This window comes from Cryobacterium sp. TMS1-20-1 (assembly GCF_004402355.1).
Classification (GTDB): domain Bacteria; phylum Actinomycetota; class Actinomycetes; order Actinomycetales; family Microbacteriaceae; genus Cryobacterium; species Cryobacterium levicorallinum.
In genome coordinates, this window is the sequence record NZ_SOGF01000001.1 from 1 (window position 1) to 14,351 (window position 14,351).

General features: G+C 65.5%; 14 protein-coding genes. 3 read left to right on the forward strand and 11 right to left on the reverse strand.

Annotation, left to right across the window (positions count from 1 at the left end; genetic code table 11):
- Positions 1-111: 111 nt before the first annotated feature.
- The 4 genes from nusB to E3O45_RS00020 form a co-directional block, all read right to left on the reverse strand.
- Entirely contained in the window at positions 112-531 is a 420-nt protein-coding gene (gene nusB / locus E3O45_RS00005) for a transcription antitermination factor NusB (protein WP_134441005.1), read from the reverse strand.
- Complete coding sequence (gene efp, locus E3O45_RS00010) at positions 528-1,091, reverse strand: elongation factor P (RefSeq protein ID WP_092107753.1); 564 nt, start codon at positions 1,089-1,091, stop codon at positions 528-530. The genes nusB and efp overlap by 4 nt, the downstream gene beginning before the upstream one ends.
- 168 nt (positions 1,092-1,259) lie before the next feature.
- Positions 1,260-1,694, reverse strand: a complete 435-nt coding sequence (locus E3O45_RS00015) for a type II 3-dehydroquinate dehydratase (RefSeq protein WP_134441006.1) — start codon at positions 1,692-1,694, stop codon at positions 1,260-1,262.
- Between the two features lie 9 nt (positions 1,695-1,703).
- Positions 1,704-2,108, reverse strand: coding sequence for a hypothetical protein (locus E3O45_RS00020; RefSeq protein ID WP_134441007.1), 405 nt, complete (start codon positions 2,106-2,108; stop codon positions 1,704-1,706).
- A gap of 295 nt (positions 2,109-2,403) precedes the next feature.
- Here E3O45_RS00020 and E3O45_RS00025 point away from each other — a divergent pair, with 295 nt between their 5' ends.
- The 3 genes from E3O45_RS00025 (at position 2,404) to E3O45_RS00035 (ending at position 5,960) form a co-directional block, all read left to right on the forward strand.
- Positions 2,404-3,756 (forward strand): GAF domain-containing protein, encoded by a 1,353-nt coding sequence (locus E3O45_RS00025; RefSeq protein WP_166789337.1) that lies wholly within the window; start codon positions 2,404-2,406, stop codon positions 3,754-3,756.
- Positions 3,757-3,814: 58 nt separating this feature from the next.
- Positions 3,815-5,338 (forward strand): aldehyde dehydrogenase family protein, encoded by a 1,524-nt coding sequence (locus tag E3O45_RS00030; RefSeq protein WP_134441009.1) that lies wholly within the window; start codon positions 3,815-3,817, stop codon positions 5,336-5,338.
- Positions 5,339-5,480: 142 nt separating this feature from the next.
- Positions 5,481-5,960 (forward strand): DUF779 domain-containing protein, encoded by a 480-nt coding sequence (locus E3O45_RS00035; protein ID WP_092449100.1) that lies wholly within the window; start codon positions 5,481-5,483, stop codon positions 5,958-5,960.
- A 3-nt stretch (positions 5,961-5,963) separates the two neighbouring features.
- Here the strand turns inward: E3O45_RS00035 and aroB are convergent, their stop codons facing one another.
- From aroB to alaS, 7 genes are all read right to left on the reverse strand, one after another.
- Positions 5,964-7,052, reverse strand: coding sequence for a 3-dehydroquinate synthase (aroB, locus tag E3O45_RS00040; RefSeq protein ID WP_134441010.1), 1,089 nt, complete (start codon positions 7,050-7,052; stop codon positions 5,964-5,966).
- Between the two features lie 19 nt (positions 7,053-7,071).
- Complete coding sequence (locus E3O45_RS00045) at positions 7,072-7,593, reverse strand: shikimate kinase (RefSeq protein WP_134441011.1); 522 nt, start codon at positions 7,591-7,593, stop codon at positions 7,072-7,074.
- 7 nt (positions 7,594-7,600) lie between these two features.
- On the reverse strand, positions 7,601-8,809 hold the full coding sequence (aroC, locus tag E3O45_RS00050) for a chorismate synthase (RefSeq protein ID WP_134441012.1): 1,209 nt from the start codon (positions 8,807-8,809) through the stop codon (positions 7,601-7,603).
- Positions 8,810-8,814: 5 nt separating this feature from the next.
- On the reverse strand, positions 8,815-9,723 hold the full coding sequence (locus E3O45_RS00055; protein WP_134441013.1) for a shikimate dehydrogenase: 909 nt from the start codon (positions 9,721-9,723) through the stop codon (positions 8,815-8,817).
- Positions 9,716-11,119 (reverse strand): endolytic transglycosylase MltG, encoded by a 1,404-nt coding sequence (gene mltG / locus E3O45_RS00060; protein ID WP_134441014.1) that lies wholly within the window; start codon positions 11,117-11,119, stop codon positions 9,716-9,718. The genes E3O45_RS00055 and mltG overlap by 8 nt, the downstream gene beginning before the upstream one ends.
- Positions 11,120-11,121: 2 nt before the next feature.
- Complete coding sequence (gene ruvX / locus E3O45_RS00065; protein WP_134441038.1) at positions 11,122-11,592, reverse strand: Holliday junction resolvase RuvX; 471 nt, start codon at positions 11,590-11,592, stop codon at positions 11,122-11,124.
- Positions 11,593-11,693: 101 nt separating this feature from the next.
- Complete coding sequence (gene alaS, locus E3O45_RS00070) at positions 11,694-14,348, reverse strand: alanine--tRNA ligase (protein WP_134441039.1); 2,655 nt, start codon at positions 14,346-14,348, stop codon at positions 11,694-11,696.
- Positions 14,349-14,351: the final 3 nt, after the last annotated feature.

Here is a 14,351-nt window from a genome sequence, read left to right on the forward strand (position 1 = left end):
AAACGCAAGGTCTCGAAATGGCCCGCCAAACGCTTCCACCACGCCCACTGGCCACAACCCGGTCACGAGCCAGAAATCACCATTCAAGTGCTTAACTGAACGGTATTGGAGTTAGGCCGACGGAGCGGTCTGAGCGATCTTGCCGAGCAATCCGTTGACAAACCCGCCCGAGTCATCCGTTGAGAGAATTTTGGCCGCTTCAACGGCCTCATCGATCGCGACGGCGTGCGGAACGGCGTCGTTGTACAGAATCTCCCAGATTCCGATGCGCAGAATGGCGCGATCAATGTTGGGCATGCGCGCGAGGGACCAGCCCTGCGAGTACGTTTCGATCAGTTCATCGATCTCTTCGCGATGGTCGACGACCCCATCAACGAGCTCACGAGCGTAGAGCCAGGAAGCCAGACGTGCCGGCTCGCTCGCGGCACGCTCGGCCTCGGTTGCGAGCGACTCCGGAATGCTGATCTGACGCACATCGGCGGCATACAGAATGTCGATGGCGCGCTTGCGGGCCTTGGTACGAGCGCTCATTCGTTGACGCGACCGAGGTAGTCGCCGGTGCGGGTGTCGACCTTGACCTTGGTGCCCTGCTCGAGGAACAGCGGAACCTGAATCTGGTAGCCGGTCTCAACGGTGGCCGGCTTGGTGCCGCCGGTGGAACGGTCGCCCTGCAGACCCGGCTCGGTGTAGGTGATTTCGAGGGTAACGGATGCCGGCAGCTCAACATAGAGCGGGTTGCCGTTGTGCAGCGCCACGGTCACGGCCTGGTTTTCGAGCATGAAGTTGCTCGCATCGCCGACGACGGCGGCGGAGACGGTGATCTGGTCGTAGTCGGCCACATCCATGAAAACGTAGGCGTCGCCGTCGTTGTAGAGGTACTGAAAGTCGCGGCGATCGACGTTTTCGGTCTCGATCTTCGCGCCGGCGTTGAACGTGCGGTCAACGGTCTTGCCCGAGACGACGTTCTTCATCTTGGTGCGAACGAAGGCGCCACCCTTGCCCGGCTTGACGTGCTGAAACTCGACGACGGCCCAAAGCTGGCCATCCATGTTGAGTACGACGCCGTTTCTGATATCAGCGGTAGAAGCCATGGGAGGGGTGTTCCGTTCAATTGATAAGGTGCGCGGGTGCAAATGGCACCTTATCGAGTCTACGTGTCCAAGCCACAGGTTTCAAAGGCGCAGGCTCCAGAGGCACGGGTTTCAGAGGCACGGGTTTCAGAGGCACAGGCTCCAAAGTCGCTGCCGCGCAATTGTCGATTACGGCTGGGTGACGAAGTCGAGCGCCAGGCGATACGAGTCGAAGCCGAGGCCCGCGATCACGCCGGTCGCGATGGCGCTCACGACGCTGGTGTGGCGAAACGTCTCGCGCGCGTGCGGGTTCGAGATGTGCACCTCGATCAGCGGCAGGCCGGCCTTGGTCACGAGGGCCGCGGCATCCCGCAGGGCGTAGCTGTAGTGGGTAAACGCGGCGGGATTCAGGATCACCGGCATCCGCTCATCGACGGCCTCATACAGCCAGTGGATGAGTTCGGCCTCGTCGTCGGTCTGCCGCAGGTCAATCACTACTCCATCACGAGCGGATGCGACGAGCAGCACACGCAGATCGTCCAGGTTGGCCGACCCATAGACATCGGGTTCACGACTGCCCAGGCGCCCGAGGTTCGGACCGTTCAGAACCAGCACTGTATTCATCGCCTCAGCCTAGGGTGTGAGAACCGCGACTCCGTCGTCGTGCGCGACGAACAGGCCCGTGATGCGCATGAGCTTCCCGAAGGACTGGGTCAATTCGGCGGCCCAGGCCTGGTCCGGTGCGGTCAGGGCGGCGGAGCCCGGCCGCTCCAGAGTCAGAATGATGCTGCCGCCAGGGGCCTCCTGGGCGAGCATGTCGTTGATGCGCACGGCGAAGGGCTGGGTTGACCCGGGCTCGGGCCGCACCGGAATGCCGTCAATCGGGATTAGCACGGACAACTGCTGGCCATACGGATCGAGCAACATGAGCCAGAGCTGTGGACGGATGGCGTGACCGACCAAGTCGAAGACTCGCGTGCGGGCCTCCTGCAGTGTGGTCACGGGCGGGGCGTCTTCGAGTTTCGTTGTCATCGTCATGCGCCCAGAATGGGCGGGACATCCGCCTGCACCGAGGTAATGCACAGAAAATATGTGCCGCTCCTCGCCTGTGGATATCTTCCGGCGACGAAATCGGGGCCGTCGCTCCCGTGGCAGGTTCGGAGACCTCGCGCCTGTCGGCGGATCGAACAACCGTGGTTCAGAGTCCAAAAGGGCAGAGACTGCCCAGCACTCCGGGAAATCTCTAGCAGCTACCCTAGACTGACACCGACGCCGATCTCGGCAGCACGAACCCGTCCACTGCTAACGGAGGCAGACGCTCATGGGATACGGCTTGAAGAGTTCTTCGTCGGTCCCGACCGGCGACGAGCGAGAGAGCATTGTCGCCCTGGAGCGGGCCCACGAATCCGCCATCACCGATCGGGTCTTTAAAACCGGGGTGCGCCAGCTCGTGCAGGACTCCTGGCAGCGTTCGCTGTCGCTCCGCCTCGACCCGTCGAGTGTGGCTCCTGAGCGGACGCTGACCGACAGCGAATTGCGCGACCTGCGCAATCAGCATCCGCTCGCCGCAGTGCTACCCGTCGTGCACAACCTGCTCATCCGCCACGCCATCGACGCCGAGCTGATCGTTGCAATCGGTGACGAATCCGGTCGGCTGCTCTGGATCGACGGCGATCGAGTGCTGCGCCGCCGGGTTGAGGAGATGCTCTTCGTCGAGGGCGCCGACTGGTCGGAGAGCCGGGTCGGCACGAGCGCACCGGGAACGGCGCTCGCCCTCGACCGCGGAATCCAGATTCGGCGCGCTGAACACTTCAACGCTCTGGCGCACCCGTGGAGCTGCACGGCGGTGCCCATTCACGACCCGGACACCGGCAAGATCCTGGGGGTCATCGATATCACCGGCGGCGACCAGGCTGTCGCACCACAGACCCTCCCGCTGGTCGAGGCTGCCGTCGCCGCGATGGAAGCGGAGCTGCGCATCCAACGCCTCGACCGACCGGCCGATTCACCGCCCGCCCCGCGGTCGCGGGCATCGGTGTCGCTGAGCGTGCCGCGACTGGCACCGGCCGGCCTGAGCGTTCTCGGTACCGATCACGGCCAGCTGCACTGCGGCAGCAGCACAGTGGATGTCTCGCCCCGCCACACCGAGATTCTCACGCTCCTGGCCTGGCACCGCGAAGGACTTTCCGCCGATCGCCTGGCCAGCTTTCTCTCGGACCAGGACACTGCGGTGGAGACGCTGCGCGCCGAAATGGTGCGGGTACGGAAGGTACTCGCGCTCCTCGACTCCCCCATCACGATCACGTCCCGCCCGTATCGGTTGGAATCCAAACTCGAGCTCGATGCCCAACGCGTGCTGGCTTTCCTCGAGCGCGGCGCCCACCGCGTCGCCCTGGGCGCCTACCGCGGAGCTGTGCTGCCGGCATCGTCAGCGCCCGGTATCGTCGAAATTCGCCAGGAAGTGAGCAGCCGGCTGCGCGAGGCCATGCTCGCCGATGCGTCGGTCGACCTGCTGCTGCGCTACGCGCGCACCGAAGAGGCCACCTGGGACACCGAGGTGTGGCGTGCCTGCCTGGAGCTGCTCCCGGCCCGTTCACCCAAACGCGCAATGGTCGTGGCGCACCTGGCGCGCATTGAAGACGAAATCGGCGGGCATCGCAACATTCTGCAACGTTCCCGCTCCTAGAGTCGAAGCAGGCCGCAGCATTGCGAGCCCGACACCGTCGTCGATATATAGGAGTGACATGACCGTCTATGCAGTCCCCGGAACACCCGGCTCCAAAGTTACCTTTAAGTCGCGGTACGAGAACTGGATCGGCGGCGAATGGGTCGCCCCGGTCAAGGGCCAGTACTTCGAAGACATCACCCCGGTCACCGGCAAGCCGTTCGCCGAGGTCGCTCGCGGAACGGCCGAAGACATCGAGCTGGCCCTCGACGCCGCGCACAAGGCCGCACCGGCCTGGGGCAAGACCAGCCCCGCCGAGCGCGCAGCCGTGCTGAACAAGATCGCTGACATCATCGACGCCAACACCGAAATGCTCGCCGTCGCCGAGACCTGGGACAACGGCAAGGCCGTGCGCGAGACCATCAACGCCGACATCCCCCTCGCCGCCGACCACTTCCGTTACTTCGCCTCGGCGATCCGCGCTCAGGACGGCGACCACGCCCAGCTCGACGGCGACACCGTCTCGTACCAGTTCCACGAACCGCTCGGCGTCGTCGGCCAGATCATCCCCTGGAACTTCCCCATCCTGATGGCCGTCTGGAAGCTCGCCCCGGCCCTCGCCGCCGGCAACGCCGTCGTCCTCAAGCCCGCCGAGCAGACCCCGGTCTCGATCCTCGTGCTGCTGGAACTCATCGGCGATATCCTCCCCCCGGGCGTTGTCAACGTCGTCAACGGTTTCGGCCTGGAGGCCGGCAAGCCGCTCGCCTCGAGCAACCGCATCCGCAAGATCGCCTTCACCGGTGAGACCACGACCGGTCGCCTCATTTTGCAATATGCCTCGGCCAACATCATTCCGTCGACCGTTGAGCTCGGCGGCAAGAGCCCGAACATCTTCTTCAGCGACGTCGCGCAGGAGAAGGATGCTTTCTATGACAAGGCCCAGGAAGGCTTCGTGCTGTTCGCCTTCAACCAGGGCGAGGTCTGCACGGCCCCAAGCCGCGCCCTGCTGCAGAAGCCGATCTACGACAGCTTCCTCAGCGACGCTGTCACCCGCGCTAAGAAGATCATTCAGGGCAACCCGCTCGACACCGACACCCAGATGGGCGCGCAGGCCAGCAACGACCAGCTTGAGAAGATCCTCTCCTACATCGACATCGGAACCAAGGAGGGTGCCAAGCTGGCCCTCGGTGGCGAACGTGCCGACCTCGGCGGCGACCTCACCGACGGCTACTACGTGCAGCCGACCATCTTCGAGGGCCACAACAAGATGCGCCTGTTCCAGGAGGAGATCTTCGGACCGGTGCTTGCCGTGACGAGCTTCACCGACTACGAGGATGCCATCTCGATCGCCAACGACACCATCTATGGTCTCGGTGCCGGGGTCTGGTCGCGCAACGGCAACGTCGCCTACCGGGCTGGCCGTGATATCCAGGCCGGTCGCGTCTGGGTCAACAACTATCACGCCTATCCGGCCGGTGCCGCTTTCGGAGGCTACAAGAGCTCTGGAATCGGCCGCGAAAACAACAAACTCGCCCTCGGTCACTACCAGCAGACCAAAAACCTGCTCGTGTCGTACTCCGAGAACAAGCTCGGCTTCTTCTAAACCGAACCGTTAGACCAGAGGATGCCCACCCGTTCGGTGGGAGTTCGCTGAAGGTCTGGCCCGGGGGCTGTCGACGACGTAACGTCGTAGGCAGCCCCCCTTCAGCAGTAGAAGGGTCCGCCATGAGCAGAAAGTTCCGTCAATGTCGACTACCACAATAACCGCGTCGGTCACGATCGCCGGCGAAACCGTTCCCCGCGTCGAGCTCACACCCGTCGCCGTTGACCTGCTCCGCAGCCTCTGGGAGGAACACGGCCCACTCATGTTCCACCAGTCCGGTGGCTGCTGCGACGGCAGTTCGCCGATGCTGTTCATGGCCGACGAGTTCATCACCTCCGACCAGGACGTGCGGCTCGGCCAATTCGATCTCGCTCCAGCCGGCGACCCCGCCCAGCCGCTCGACTTCTGGATGTCAGCCGAACAGTTCAACTACTGGAGCCACACCTTTCTCACGGTCGACGTGGTGCCCGGCCGCGGCAGCGGCTTCAGTGCAGAGGCCCCGCGCGGCGTGCGCTTTCTGATCCGTTCCGAGCTCATGACCACGATGACCCCGTTTGCCGGCACTGACCAGATCGAAGCGGATGCCGAAGCCCCGCCCGCGCAGGCGACAATCCCGGCGTAGCGGCTACTGCCCGATCGCCTGGTAGGCGCTGAACAGCAACGAGGCGTCCGGGCCTTCGAGGATGGTGGGCTTGCCCACATCGTCGAGGACCACGAAGCGCAACATCCCGCTGCGGTTTTTCTTGTCGCGCTGCATGGTGGCCAGCAGGGTGGGCCAGCGTCCGACCGGGTAACCGGTCGGCAGGGTCAGCGATTCCAGGATGCTGCGGTGCCGGTCGACGACCTCCACCGACAGCCGTCCGCTGAGCGCGGCCAGTTCCGCAGCGAACATCATGCCGACGGCGATGGCCGCACCGTGGCGCCAGCCATAGCGTTCGGCGTGCTCGACGGCGTGGCCGAGGGTGTGCCCGTAGTTGAGGATCTCGCGGAGGCCGGCTTCCTTGAAGTCCTCCCCCACGATGCGCGCCTTCATGGCAATCGACAGTTCGATCAGCCGACGGAATTCGGGGGTGGTCGGGTCGGTGGCCCGCTCGACATCCGCTTCGATGATGTCGAGAATTTCGGGAACCTGGATGAAGCCGGCCTTGACGATTTCGGCGAAGCCCGCGAGGATCTCGTTTTTCGGCAGGGCGTCGAGCAGGTCGAGGTCGCACAATACGGCGGCCGGCGCGTAGAAGGTGCCGACGAGGTTCTTGCCCTCGGCGGTATTGATGCCGTTCTTGCCGCCGATGGCCGCGTCGACCATGCCGAGTACGCTCGTGGGAATCTGCACGAGCTTCACGCCACGCAGCCAGGTAGCGGCCACGAATCCGGCGAGGTCGGTCACTGCGCCACCGCCGAGGCCGATCACGGCGTCGGTGCGGCTGAAGTCGGACTGGCCCATGACGCCCCAGCAGAACGCGGCAACCTCAACCCGCTTGGCCGCTTCGGCGTCGGGAATTTCGGCCAGCAAAACCTCGGCGTAGGTTTCGAGCAGGCTGTCGCGCAGGGCGACCGCGCGGGCGCCGACGGTCGAGGTGTGCACGATGAGCACCTTGTTGACACCGGTGCCGAGCTGCTCGGCGACGGTGTTGACCAGGCCACGCCCCACGCTGACCGGATAGCTGTCGACCCCGGTCACGGTGATCACGGTGGTACTGGTCTGTTCGGTCATCTGTGTTGTCCCTGACTTCTCAATCATCATTTCTTTCTTGTACCCAATTTACGATCTCATCGGCGATGCCGGTGATCGGTCGGTTGGAGGTATCCAGGCGAATCGTCGCGAGGGCCTCATAGATGGGACGGCGCTGGTTGTAGATGCGTTCCCAGTCGCCGATACCGCCGGCCAGGAGAGGCCGTTTATTGCCGCCGAGGCGGGCCTCGACGGCAGCGGTGGTCACGCTGAGGTACACCACGGTCGCGGATTCGAGGTCGGCCTGCGTCTCGGCGTGCAGCACTGCTCCCCCGCCGAGGGAGATGACGGCCGGCTCGCCGAGGGCCCAGTCCACCGCTTCACGTTCGACGATGCGAAAGTACTCTTCGCCCTCACGCGCGAAGATCTCCGGAATCGGACCGTAACTTTCGACGATGCGCTTGTCGGTGTCGATGAACGGCAAATTCAGGTCGCGCGCCACTCGTCGACCGATCCTGGTCTTGCCGGCGGCCATCGGACCGATGAACACGATCGGTAACAAGGCGTTCCGCAGAGTCAGCATCGCAGGTCTAGAGCGACGCGTCGCTCGACGCGCCCGTGCGCAGGTTCGCCGGAATGTTGGCGAGGTACGACTCCAGGTTGCGCCGGGTCTCCCCGATCGAGTCTCCGCCGAACTTCTCCAGCACCGAGTTCGCGAGCACGAGCGCCACCATGGCCTCGGCCACAACGCCGGCCGCCGGAACCGCACAGACGTCGGAGCGCTGGTGGTGCGCCGGGGCCGGCTCGCTCGTGGCGACATCAACGGTGCGCAGCGCCCGCGGAATGGTCGCGATCGGCTTCATGCCGGCCCGCACGCGCAGCACGGTTCCGGTACTCATGCCGCCCTCGGTTCCGCCGGCCTTGTCACTGACTCGCTGAATGGCGCCATCCGCTTGTACGAGTTCGTCGTGTGCCTCGGAGCCGCGGCGGCGCGTGGTCTCGAAGCCGTCGCCGACCTCGACCCCCTTGATCGCCTGGATCCCCATGAGCGCGGCGGCCAGCTGGGAATCCAACCGACGATCCCAGTGCACGAAGGAGCCAAGCCCGGGGGGAAGATTGTAGGCGAGCACCTCGACGACGCCGCCGAGGGTATCGCCGTCGTGATGGGCAGCATCCACTTCAGCCACCATCAGAGCGGATGTCGCGGCGTCAAAACAGCGCAGCAGATCAGCATCGAGCGTGTCGACGTCCTCAGGCTCAGGAAGCGGCGCGCCGTCGGGCACGCGGACCGGCCCGATGGCGATGGTGTGGCTGACCAGGTGGATTCCGAGTTCGTTCAGGAATGAGCGGGCGACGGCGCCGAGCGCGACGCGGGCGGCGGTCTCGCGGGCACTCGCGCGCTCCAGCACGGGGCGCGCCTCGTCAAAACCGTACTTCTGCATGCCGGCGAGGTCGGCGTGACCCGGGCGGGGCCTGGTCAATGGTGCCCCGCGGCCACGCGTCAGGGTGGCCGGGTCGACCGGGGCGGCACTCATCACATCGACCCATTTGGGCCATTCGGAGTTGCCAATGCGCAGTGCGACCGGGCCGCCGAGGGTGAGGCCATGCCGAACGCCGCCGGAGAGGGTGAGCTCGTCCTCTTCGAATTTCATGCGCGCGCCCCGGCCGTAGCCGAGTTTGCGGCGCGCGAGATCGAGGCGGATCGAATCAAGGGAGACCGGGATCCCTGCGGGCAAACCCTCGACAATAGCGATGAGTTCGGGGCCGTGGGATTCTCCGGCGGTGAGCCAACGAAGCATAGTTCCTATCTTTCCACAGCATCGTGCGAGCCAGTGTCACCGGGGGCTGCGTCGCGGGTCAGGGCACTACGCATGGCGGCGAGCACGTCCGGCTCGCCGGGGAGTGGTTCAAAGGGGTCAGCGGTCACGAACACCCGCACCTGGATGAGCGCCTGGTGCAGCAACATGCCGAGGCCGTTCAGCACAGTTCCGCCGGCCGATTCCCACTCGCGTGCCACCCCGCTTGGCCACGGTGAGTAGGCAACGTCGAACAGCGTCGCACGCTCACGCAATTCGATCGGCAGCGGGGCAGGCAGCACCGTCCCGCCGGGCAGAGTGCTGATCACGAGGTCGCTTCCGTTGCCGCCGGACCCGTTGAAATCACTGAGGTCGACGACGACTCCGAGCGACCGACCGAGTTCAACGAGCGGCTGCGCCTTCGGCAGGTCGCGCACGAGCACGCTGACGAACTCAGCACCGAGTTCCGCGGCGGCCATCAAAGCGGATGCCGCCGTCGCGCCGGCTCCGAGCAGGGTCACGTGCTTCGCCCGGGTGACGCCGCCCTCGGCCAACGCACGCACCAGACCAGCGACATCCGTGTTATAGCCGGTGAGGGTGCCGCGCCCGGCCACCTGGCGCAGCAGCACGGTATTGACCGATCCAGTCAGCTGTGCCACCCGGTCGCAGTCGTCGATGAACGGAAGCACCTCGTGTTTGAGCGGCATGGTGAGCGAAAGACCACGCCAGTCCGGCCCGATGGAGCTCAGAAACATGGCGAGCGAACCGGCCTTCACCTCAACAGCATCGTAGGACCAGTCGAGTCCCAGCTGCCGGTAGGCGGCCCGGTGCAGTAACGGCGAACGGGAATGCTTGATCGGCGAACCGAGCACCGCGAGCCTGTTCGATGGGGCCCGATTTAGCGTCAGATCAACCATATTCGGGGTGCTCCCTCATCCAGTTCTGCCAAACGATAACGGCAGCATCATGTTCCTTGACCGTGGTGGAAAAAGCCGTCTCACCGGAGTCGAGGTTGATCGTCACAAAGAACAGCCAGGATCCGTCGACCGGGTGCAGGGCCGCATCGATCGCGAGATCACCGGGATTCGAGATCGGGCCGACGACCATGCCGGGGTGCGCATAGGTGTTGTAGGGGTTGCCGGCATCGGCACGTTCGGCGTCGGTCGTGGTAACCAGGTGGGTTTTGCCCGTGCCATAGGCGACGCTCGCGTCCGATTGCAGCAGGCCGCTGTCCCATTGGGCCGGGTCGAGCCGGTTCAGAAACACCCGCGACACCTTGTAATAGTCATCACGCAGGCCGGCTTCACGCTGGATCAACGAGGCGAACACGATCGTCGACCAGCGGTCTGCGACGGCGACACCGGCCGCATCGAGGGCCTCATACTGCCGGTTGACCATGGTCTGCAACGCGACGGCGGCGGTGGCCTCCGGCGAGAAGGTGTACGTCGCGGGAAAGAGAAAACCCTCAAGGGTGGTCGCTTCGGCGGGCAGGCCGAACTGGGCCACATTGGCGGCCGCCGCCTGCAGGTCCGCCAGAGGAATGTCGGTTCCCTCGGAGATCGACGCCAGCACGTCAACGGCCGCGGTCCCCTCAGGCACGATAACGGTCTGGTTCAGTCGAGTGTCCTCATCGAGCAGGGCGTCCAGCGCGGTGCTCGCGACCATCTTCGTCTTGAGCTGGTATGCACCGGGCTGAAACACCGGCTCCGGGGCCGTCTGCAACAGGATGGAGTAGAACGCATCAAAGCTCTTGACCACGCCCTCTTCGACGAGTGTCGCGGCGATCTCTGAGCCACCGTTGCCGTCGTGAATCATGACGATCACGTCTTCGCCGGTCGCCGCTTCCTCCGCGGTGAAGTCGGCCGGCCCCTGCGTGGCAGCAATGATCTGGGAGATGGGTCCCTGCAGAAACAGTGCGACTCCGGCCACGAGAGCGGCAAGAACGACAAAGACGATCAGACAGCCCCAGGCTCCCTTGTAGCTCCTCTTCTCCCGCGGCGGTTCGTCCGCGAGCAGTGAGCGACGGTTCGTGCGTCCCCGACCGGAGCCACCGACGTTGCTCGCCGTCAGGAACGCGGCGGCATCATCGCCCGGTTCTGCCGACTCGGCCGCTTGTCGCGGCAGCAACGGCGGTTGAACGGATGCCGTCCCCCCGGACGCTGCCGCCGGCTCGGCTCCGGATTGCCCGGCTCCGGATTGCCCGGCGCCAGTTCGCTCCGTCGCGCCCTGTTCCGCGGCGGACTGCTCCGCAGCGGCCTGTTGCGCGCGTAACTGGCGTCGGCTCGGCAGGGGCTCTTCCGGGGTACTGGGCACGATTACGGCCTCTCGGTCGGTTCGACGGGCGACCCTGGCGGTCGCCCGGAGGAACGCTCACTGTCGAGCGCATGTTGCAAAATAATAGTCGCGGCCACCTGGTCGATTACTGGCCGCTGCGTTTTCGCGGCACGACCGGATGCCCGCAGCGCGGATTGCGCCGACACCGTCGAGAGACGTTCGTCGACGAGCCGCACCGGCACGGCCAGAGTTGCGGCCAGGCGCGCGGCGAAACCGACCGCGTCGTCCGTGGAGGCGGTCTCATTGCCTGACAACGCCAACGGCAGGCCGACGATGACCTCGACGGCGTCAAGCTCGAGGGCCACCGCGAGAATGCGGGCCAGATCGGTCACTCCGGCCTCGTCGCGGGCGACGGTTTCCACCGGGGTCGCGAGCATGCCGTGGTTGTCGCTGCGGGCCAGGCCGATGCGCACCTTGCCCACATCCACACCCAGGCGCACGCCTGAGCGCATCGTGCCGGCGACCGCACCCGGCGCGACCCAGCCGGACAGCGCCGCCGAACGACCAGGGTCGGCGGAGCCAGAGCGTGAGCGAGCGCGGTCGGACCTCATCGTTAGCGACTGACCGCCGCGATAACCGCCTGGAGAGCGGCCGGGATGGCGGCGCCGTTGGGGCCGCCGCCCTGAGCCAGATCGTCCTTGCCGCCGCCACCACCACCGAGGATTCCGGCGACGGTCTTGGCAAGGGCACCGGCCTTATGGCCGGCATCTCGAGCTGCCTGGTTGGTGGCGACGATCACGACGGGCTTGTCCGCGGCAATCGCCGAGAGCGCCACGACGACGGCGTCGGTCCCGAGGCGTTCGCGGGTCGCGAGGGCCAGCATCCGTGCGTCGTCCGGGGATCCGAGCACGCCGAGGTCTTCGGCCACGATCGTTACTGCCCCGACCCGGCGGGCCGTGGCCAGCAGAGCAGGGACCCGGTCGGTTAGGGCCCGGGCTTCGAAGGCCGCGATCTTCTTCTCGGCGCTCTTGAGGCTCGCTACCAGATCGCTGATGCGTTCGGGAAGCTGCTCGCGAGGAGTTTTCAGGCTCGAGGTCAGCTGCGACACCAGCATGCGCTCGGCGGCGAGGTCGCGGAAGGCTTCGAGGCCGACGAGGGATTCGACGCGACGGTTGGTCGAACCGACCGACGCCTCGCTGATCAGGTTGATCATGCCGATTTCAGCGCTGCTGCCCACGTGGGTACCGGCGCACAGTTCGCGCGACCACGGGCCGCCGATGTCGACGACGCGCACGACGTCACCGTACTTCTCGCCGAACAGCGCCATGGCACCGAGCGCTTTCGCCTCGGCAATGGGCAGTTCCCGGGTGGTCACCGGCAGGTTGTCGCGAATGGCGTTGTTGGAGATTTCTTCAATCTCGGTGCGAGTCGCCGGCGAGAGCGCCTGGTTCCAGGAGAAGTCGAGGCGAAAGAAGCCGGCCTTGTTGTACGAACCGGACTGGTGCGCGTTCGGGCCGAGCACCTGGCGCAGGGCCGCGTGCAGCACGTGCGTGCCGGAGTGCGCCTGGCGGGCGCCGCGGCGCCAGTTTTCGTCGACCACGCTCGTGGCGCGCTCGCCCACGCCGACCTCGCCGGACTGCACGAGCACTTTGTGGCTGATCAGACCCTTAACCGGCTTTTGTACGTCGAGCACCTTGAGCTCGTAGCCGGGGCCAACGATAAGGCCGGCATCCGCTACCTGCCCGCCCGCTTCGGCCCAGAGCGCCGTCTCGGCGAGGATGACCTCGGCTGTTTCTCCGGCAACGGCGCTCGTCACCGACTCACCATCGACGATGAGACCGAGCACGCTGGACTCGTTCTGCAGGTCCTCGTAACCGGTGAACACGGTCTCGCCAAGGGCGCGGAACGCGCTGTAGACCCCGAGGTCGGCCAGGGTGGTCTTCTTGGACTTCGCATCAGCCTTGGCCATGGTGCGCTGCTTGGTCATGAGCACGTCGAAGGCGTCACGGTTGACGCTGAGGCCGGCTTCCTCGGCGATTTCGAGGGTGATCTCGATCGGAAAACCGTAGGTGTCGTGCAGCAGAAAAGCGGTCGGTCCGGCCAGTTCGGTCTTATCGGCCTTCTTGGTCTTGGCCACGGCGAGGTCGAGCACCGCGCTACCGCTCGCGAGGGTGCGCAGAAACGTCTCTTCCTCGGCGAACGCGGCCTGGCTGATGCGCCCGAAGTCGCTCTTCACCTCCGGGTAGGCGGCGCTCATGGCGTCGCGGGAAGCCGGCAGTAGTTCGGGCATGCTCACGGTGTCGACGCCGAGCAGGCGCATGGCGCGTACGCTACGCCGCAGCAGGCGGCGGAGGATATAGCCGCGACCCTCGTTCGACGGCATGACGCCGTCGCTCATCAGCATGAGCGAGGAACGCACGTGGTCGGCGACGATGCGCATGCGCACGTCGTCGGCGTGGTCGGCGCCGTAACGTCGTCCGGAGAGCGCGGCGGCCCGGTCCAATACCGGGCGCACCTGGTCGATCTCGTACATGTTCTCGACGCCCTGCTTCAAAAAGGCGACGCGCTCGAGGCCCATGCCGGTGTCGATGTTCTTCTTCGGCAGGTCGCCCAGAATCTGAAAGTCGCCCTTACCGTTGCCCTCGCCGCGCAGGTACTGCATGAAGACGAGGTTCCAGATTTCGACATAACGGTCGTCGTCGGTGGCCGGGCCACCATCGGCGCCGTAGGCGGGGCCGCGGTCGAAGAAGATCTCCGAGCAGGGGCCGGCCGGGCCGGGCTGGCCCGTGGACCAGTAATTGGAGTCCATGCCGAGGCGCTGGATGCGATTGTCCGGCACGCCGAGCGCGCGCCAGTAACGGTGCGCCTCATCGTCGTCGAGGTAGATCGTGACCCAGAGGTCGCTCTCGCGAAAGCCGTACCCGCCCTGGTCTTCCGGGGTAGTCAGCAGTTCCCAGGCGAAGCCGATGGCCTCTTCCTTGAAGTAGTCGCCGAAGCTGAAGTTTCCGTTCATTTGAAAGAACGTGCCGTGGCGCGGGGTCTTGCCCACTTCTTCGATGTCGTTGGTGCGAATGCATTTCTGCACGCTCGTGGCGCGCGGATACGGTGCCGGAACCAACCCGGTCAGGTACGGCACGAACGGCACCATGCCGGCCACGGTGAAGAGAAGGGTGGGGTCGTCGCTCACCAGGGAAGCGGACGGCACAACGGTGTGTCCACGATCGGCGAAGAAGTCGAGCCAGCGCCCGCGAATGTCAGCAGTCTGCATGGT

Coding starts and splice junctions, on each gene's coding strand:
- nusB (WP_134441005.1), bottom strand. CDS start 531: ATGAGCGCTCGTACCAAGGCCCGCAAGCGCGCCATCGACATTCTGTAT.
- efp (WP_092107753.1), bottom strand. CDS start 1,091: ATGGCTTCTACCGCTGATATCAGAAACGGCGTCGTACTCAACATGGAT.
- E3O45_RS00015 (WP_134441006.1), bottom strand. CDS start 1,694: ATGAATACAGTGCTGGTTCTGAACGGTCCGAACCTCGGGCGCCTGGGC.
- E3O45_RS00020 (WP_134441007.1), bottom strand. CDS start 2,108: ATGACGATGACAACGAAACTCGAAGACGCCCCGCCCGTGACCACACTG.
- E3O45_RS00030 (WP_134441009.1), top strand. CDS start 3,815: ATGACCGTCTATGCAGTCCCCGGAACACCCGGCTCCAAAGTTACCTTT.
- E3O45_RS00035 (WP_092449100.1), top strand. CDS start 5,481: ATGTCGACTACCACAATAACCGCGTCGGTCACGATCGCCGGCGAAACC.
- aroB (WP_134441010.1), bottom strand. CDS start 7,052: ATGACCGAACAGACCAGTACCACCGTGATCACCGTGACCGGGGTCGAC.
- E3O45_RS00045 (WP_134441011.1), bottom strand. CDS start 7,593: ATGCTGACTCTGCGGAACGCCTTGTTACCGATCGTGTTCATCGGTCCG.
- aroC (WP_134441012.1), bottom strand. CDS start 8,809: ATGCTTCGTTGGCTCACCGCCGGAGAATCCCACGGCCCCGAACTCATC.
- E3O45_RS00055 (WP_134441013.1), bottom strand. CDS start 9,723: ATGGTTGATCTGACGCTAAATCGGGCCCCATCGAACAGGCTCGCGGTG.
- ruvX (WP_134441038.1), bottom strand. CDS start 11,592: ATGCGCTCAGGCGTGCGCCTGGGTGTGGATGTGGGCAAGGTGCGCATC.
- alaS (WP_134441039.1), bottom strand. CDS start 14,348: ATGCAGACTGCTGACATTCGCGGGCGCTGGCTCGACTTCTTCGCCGAT.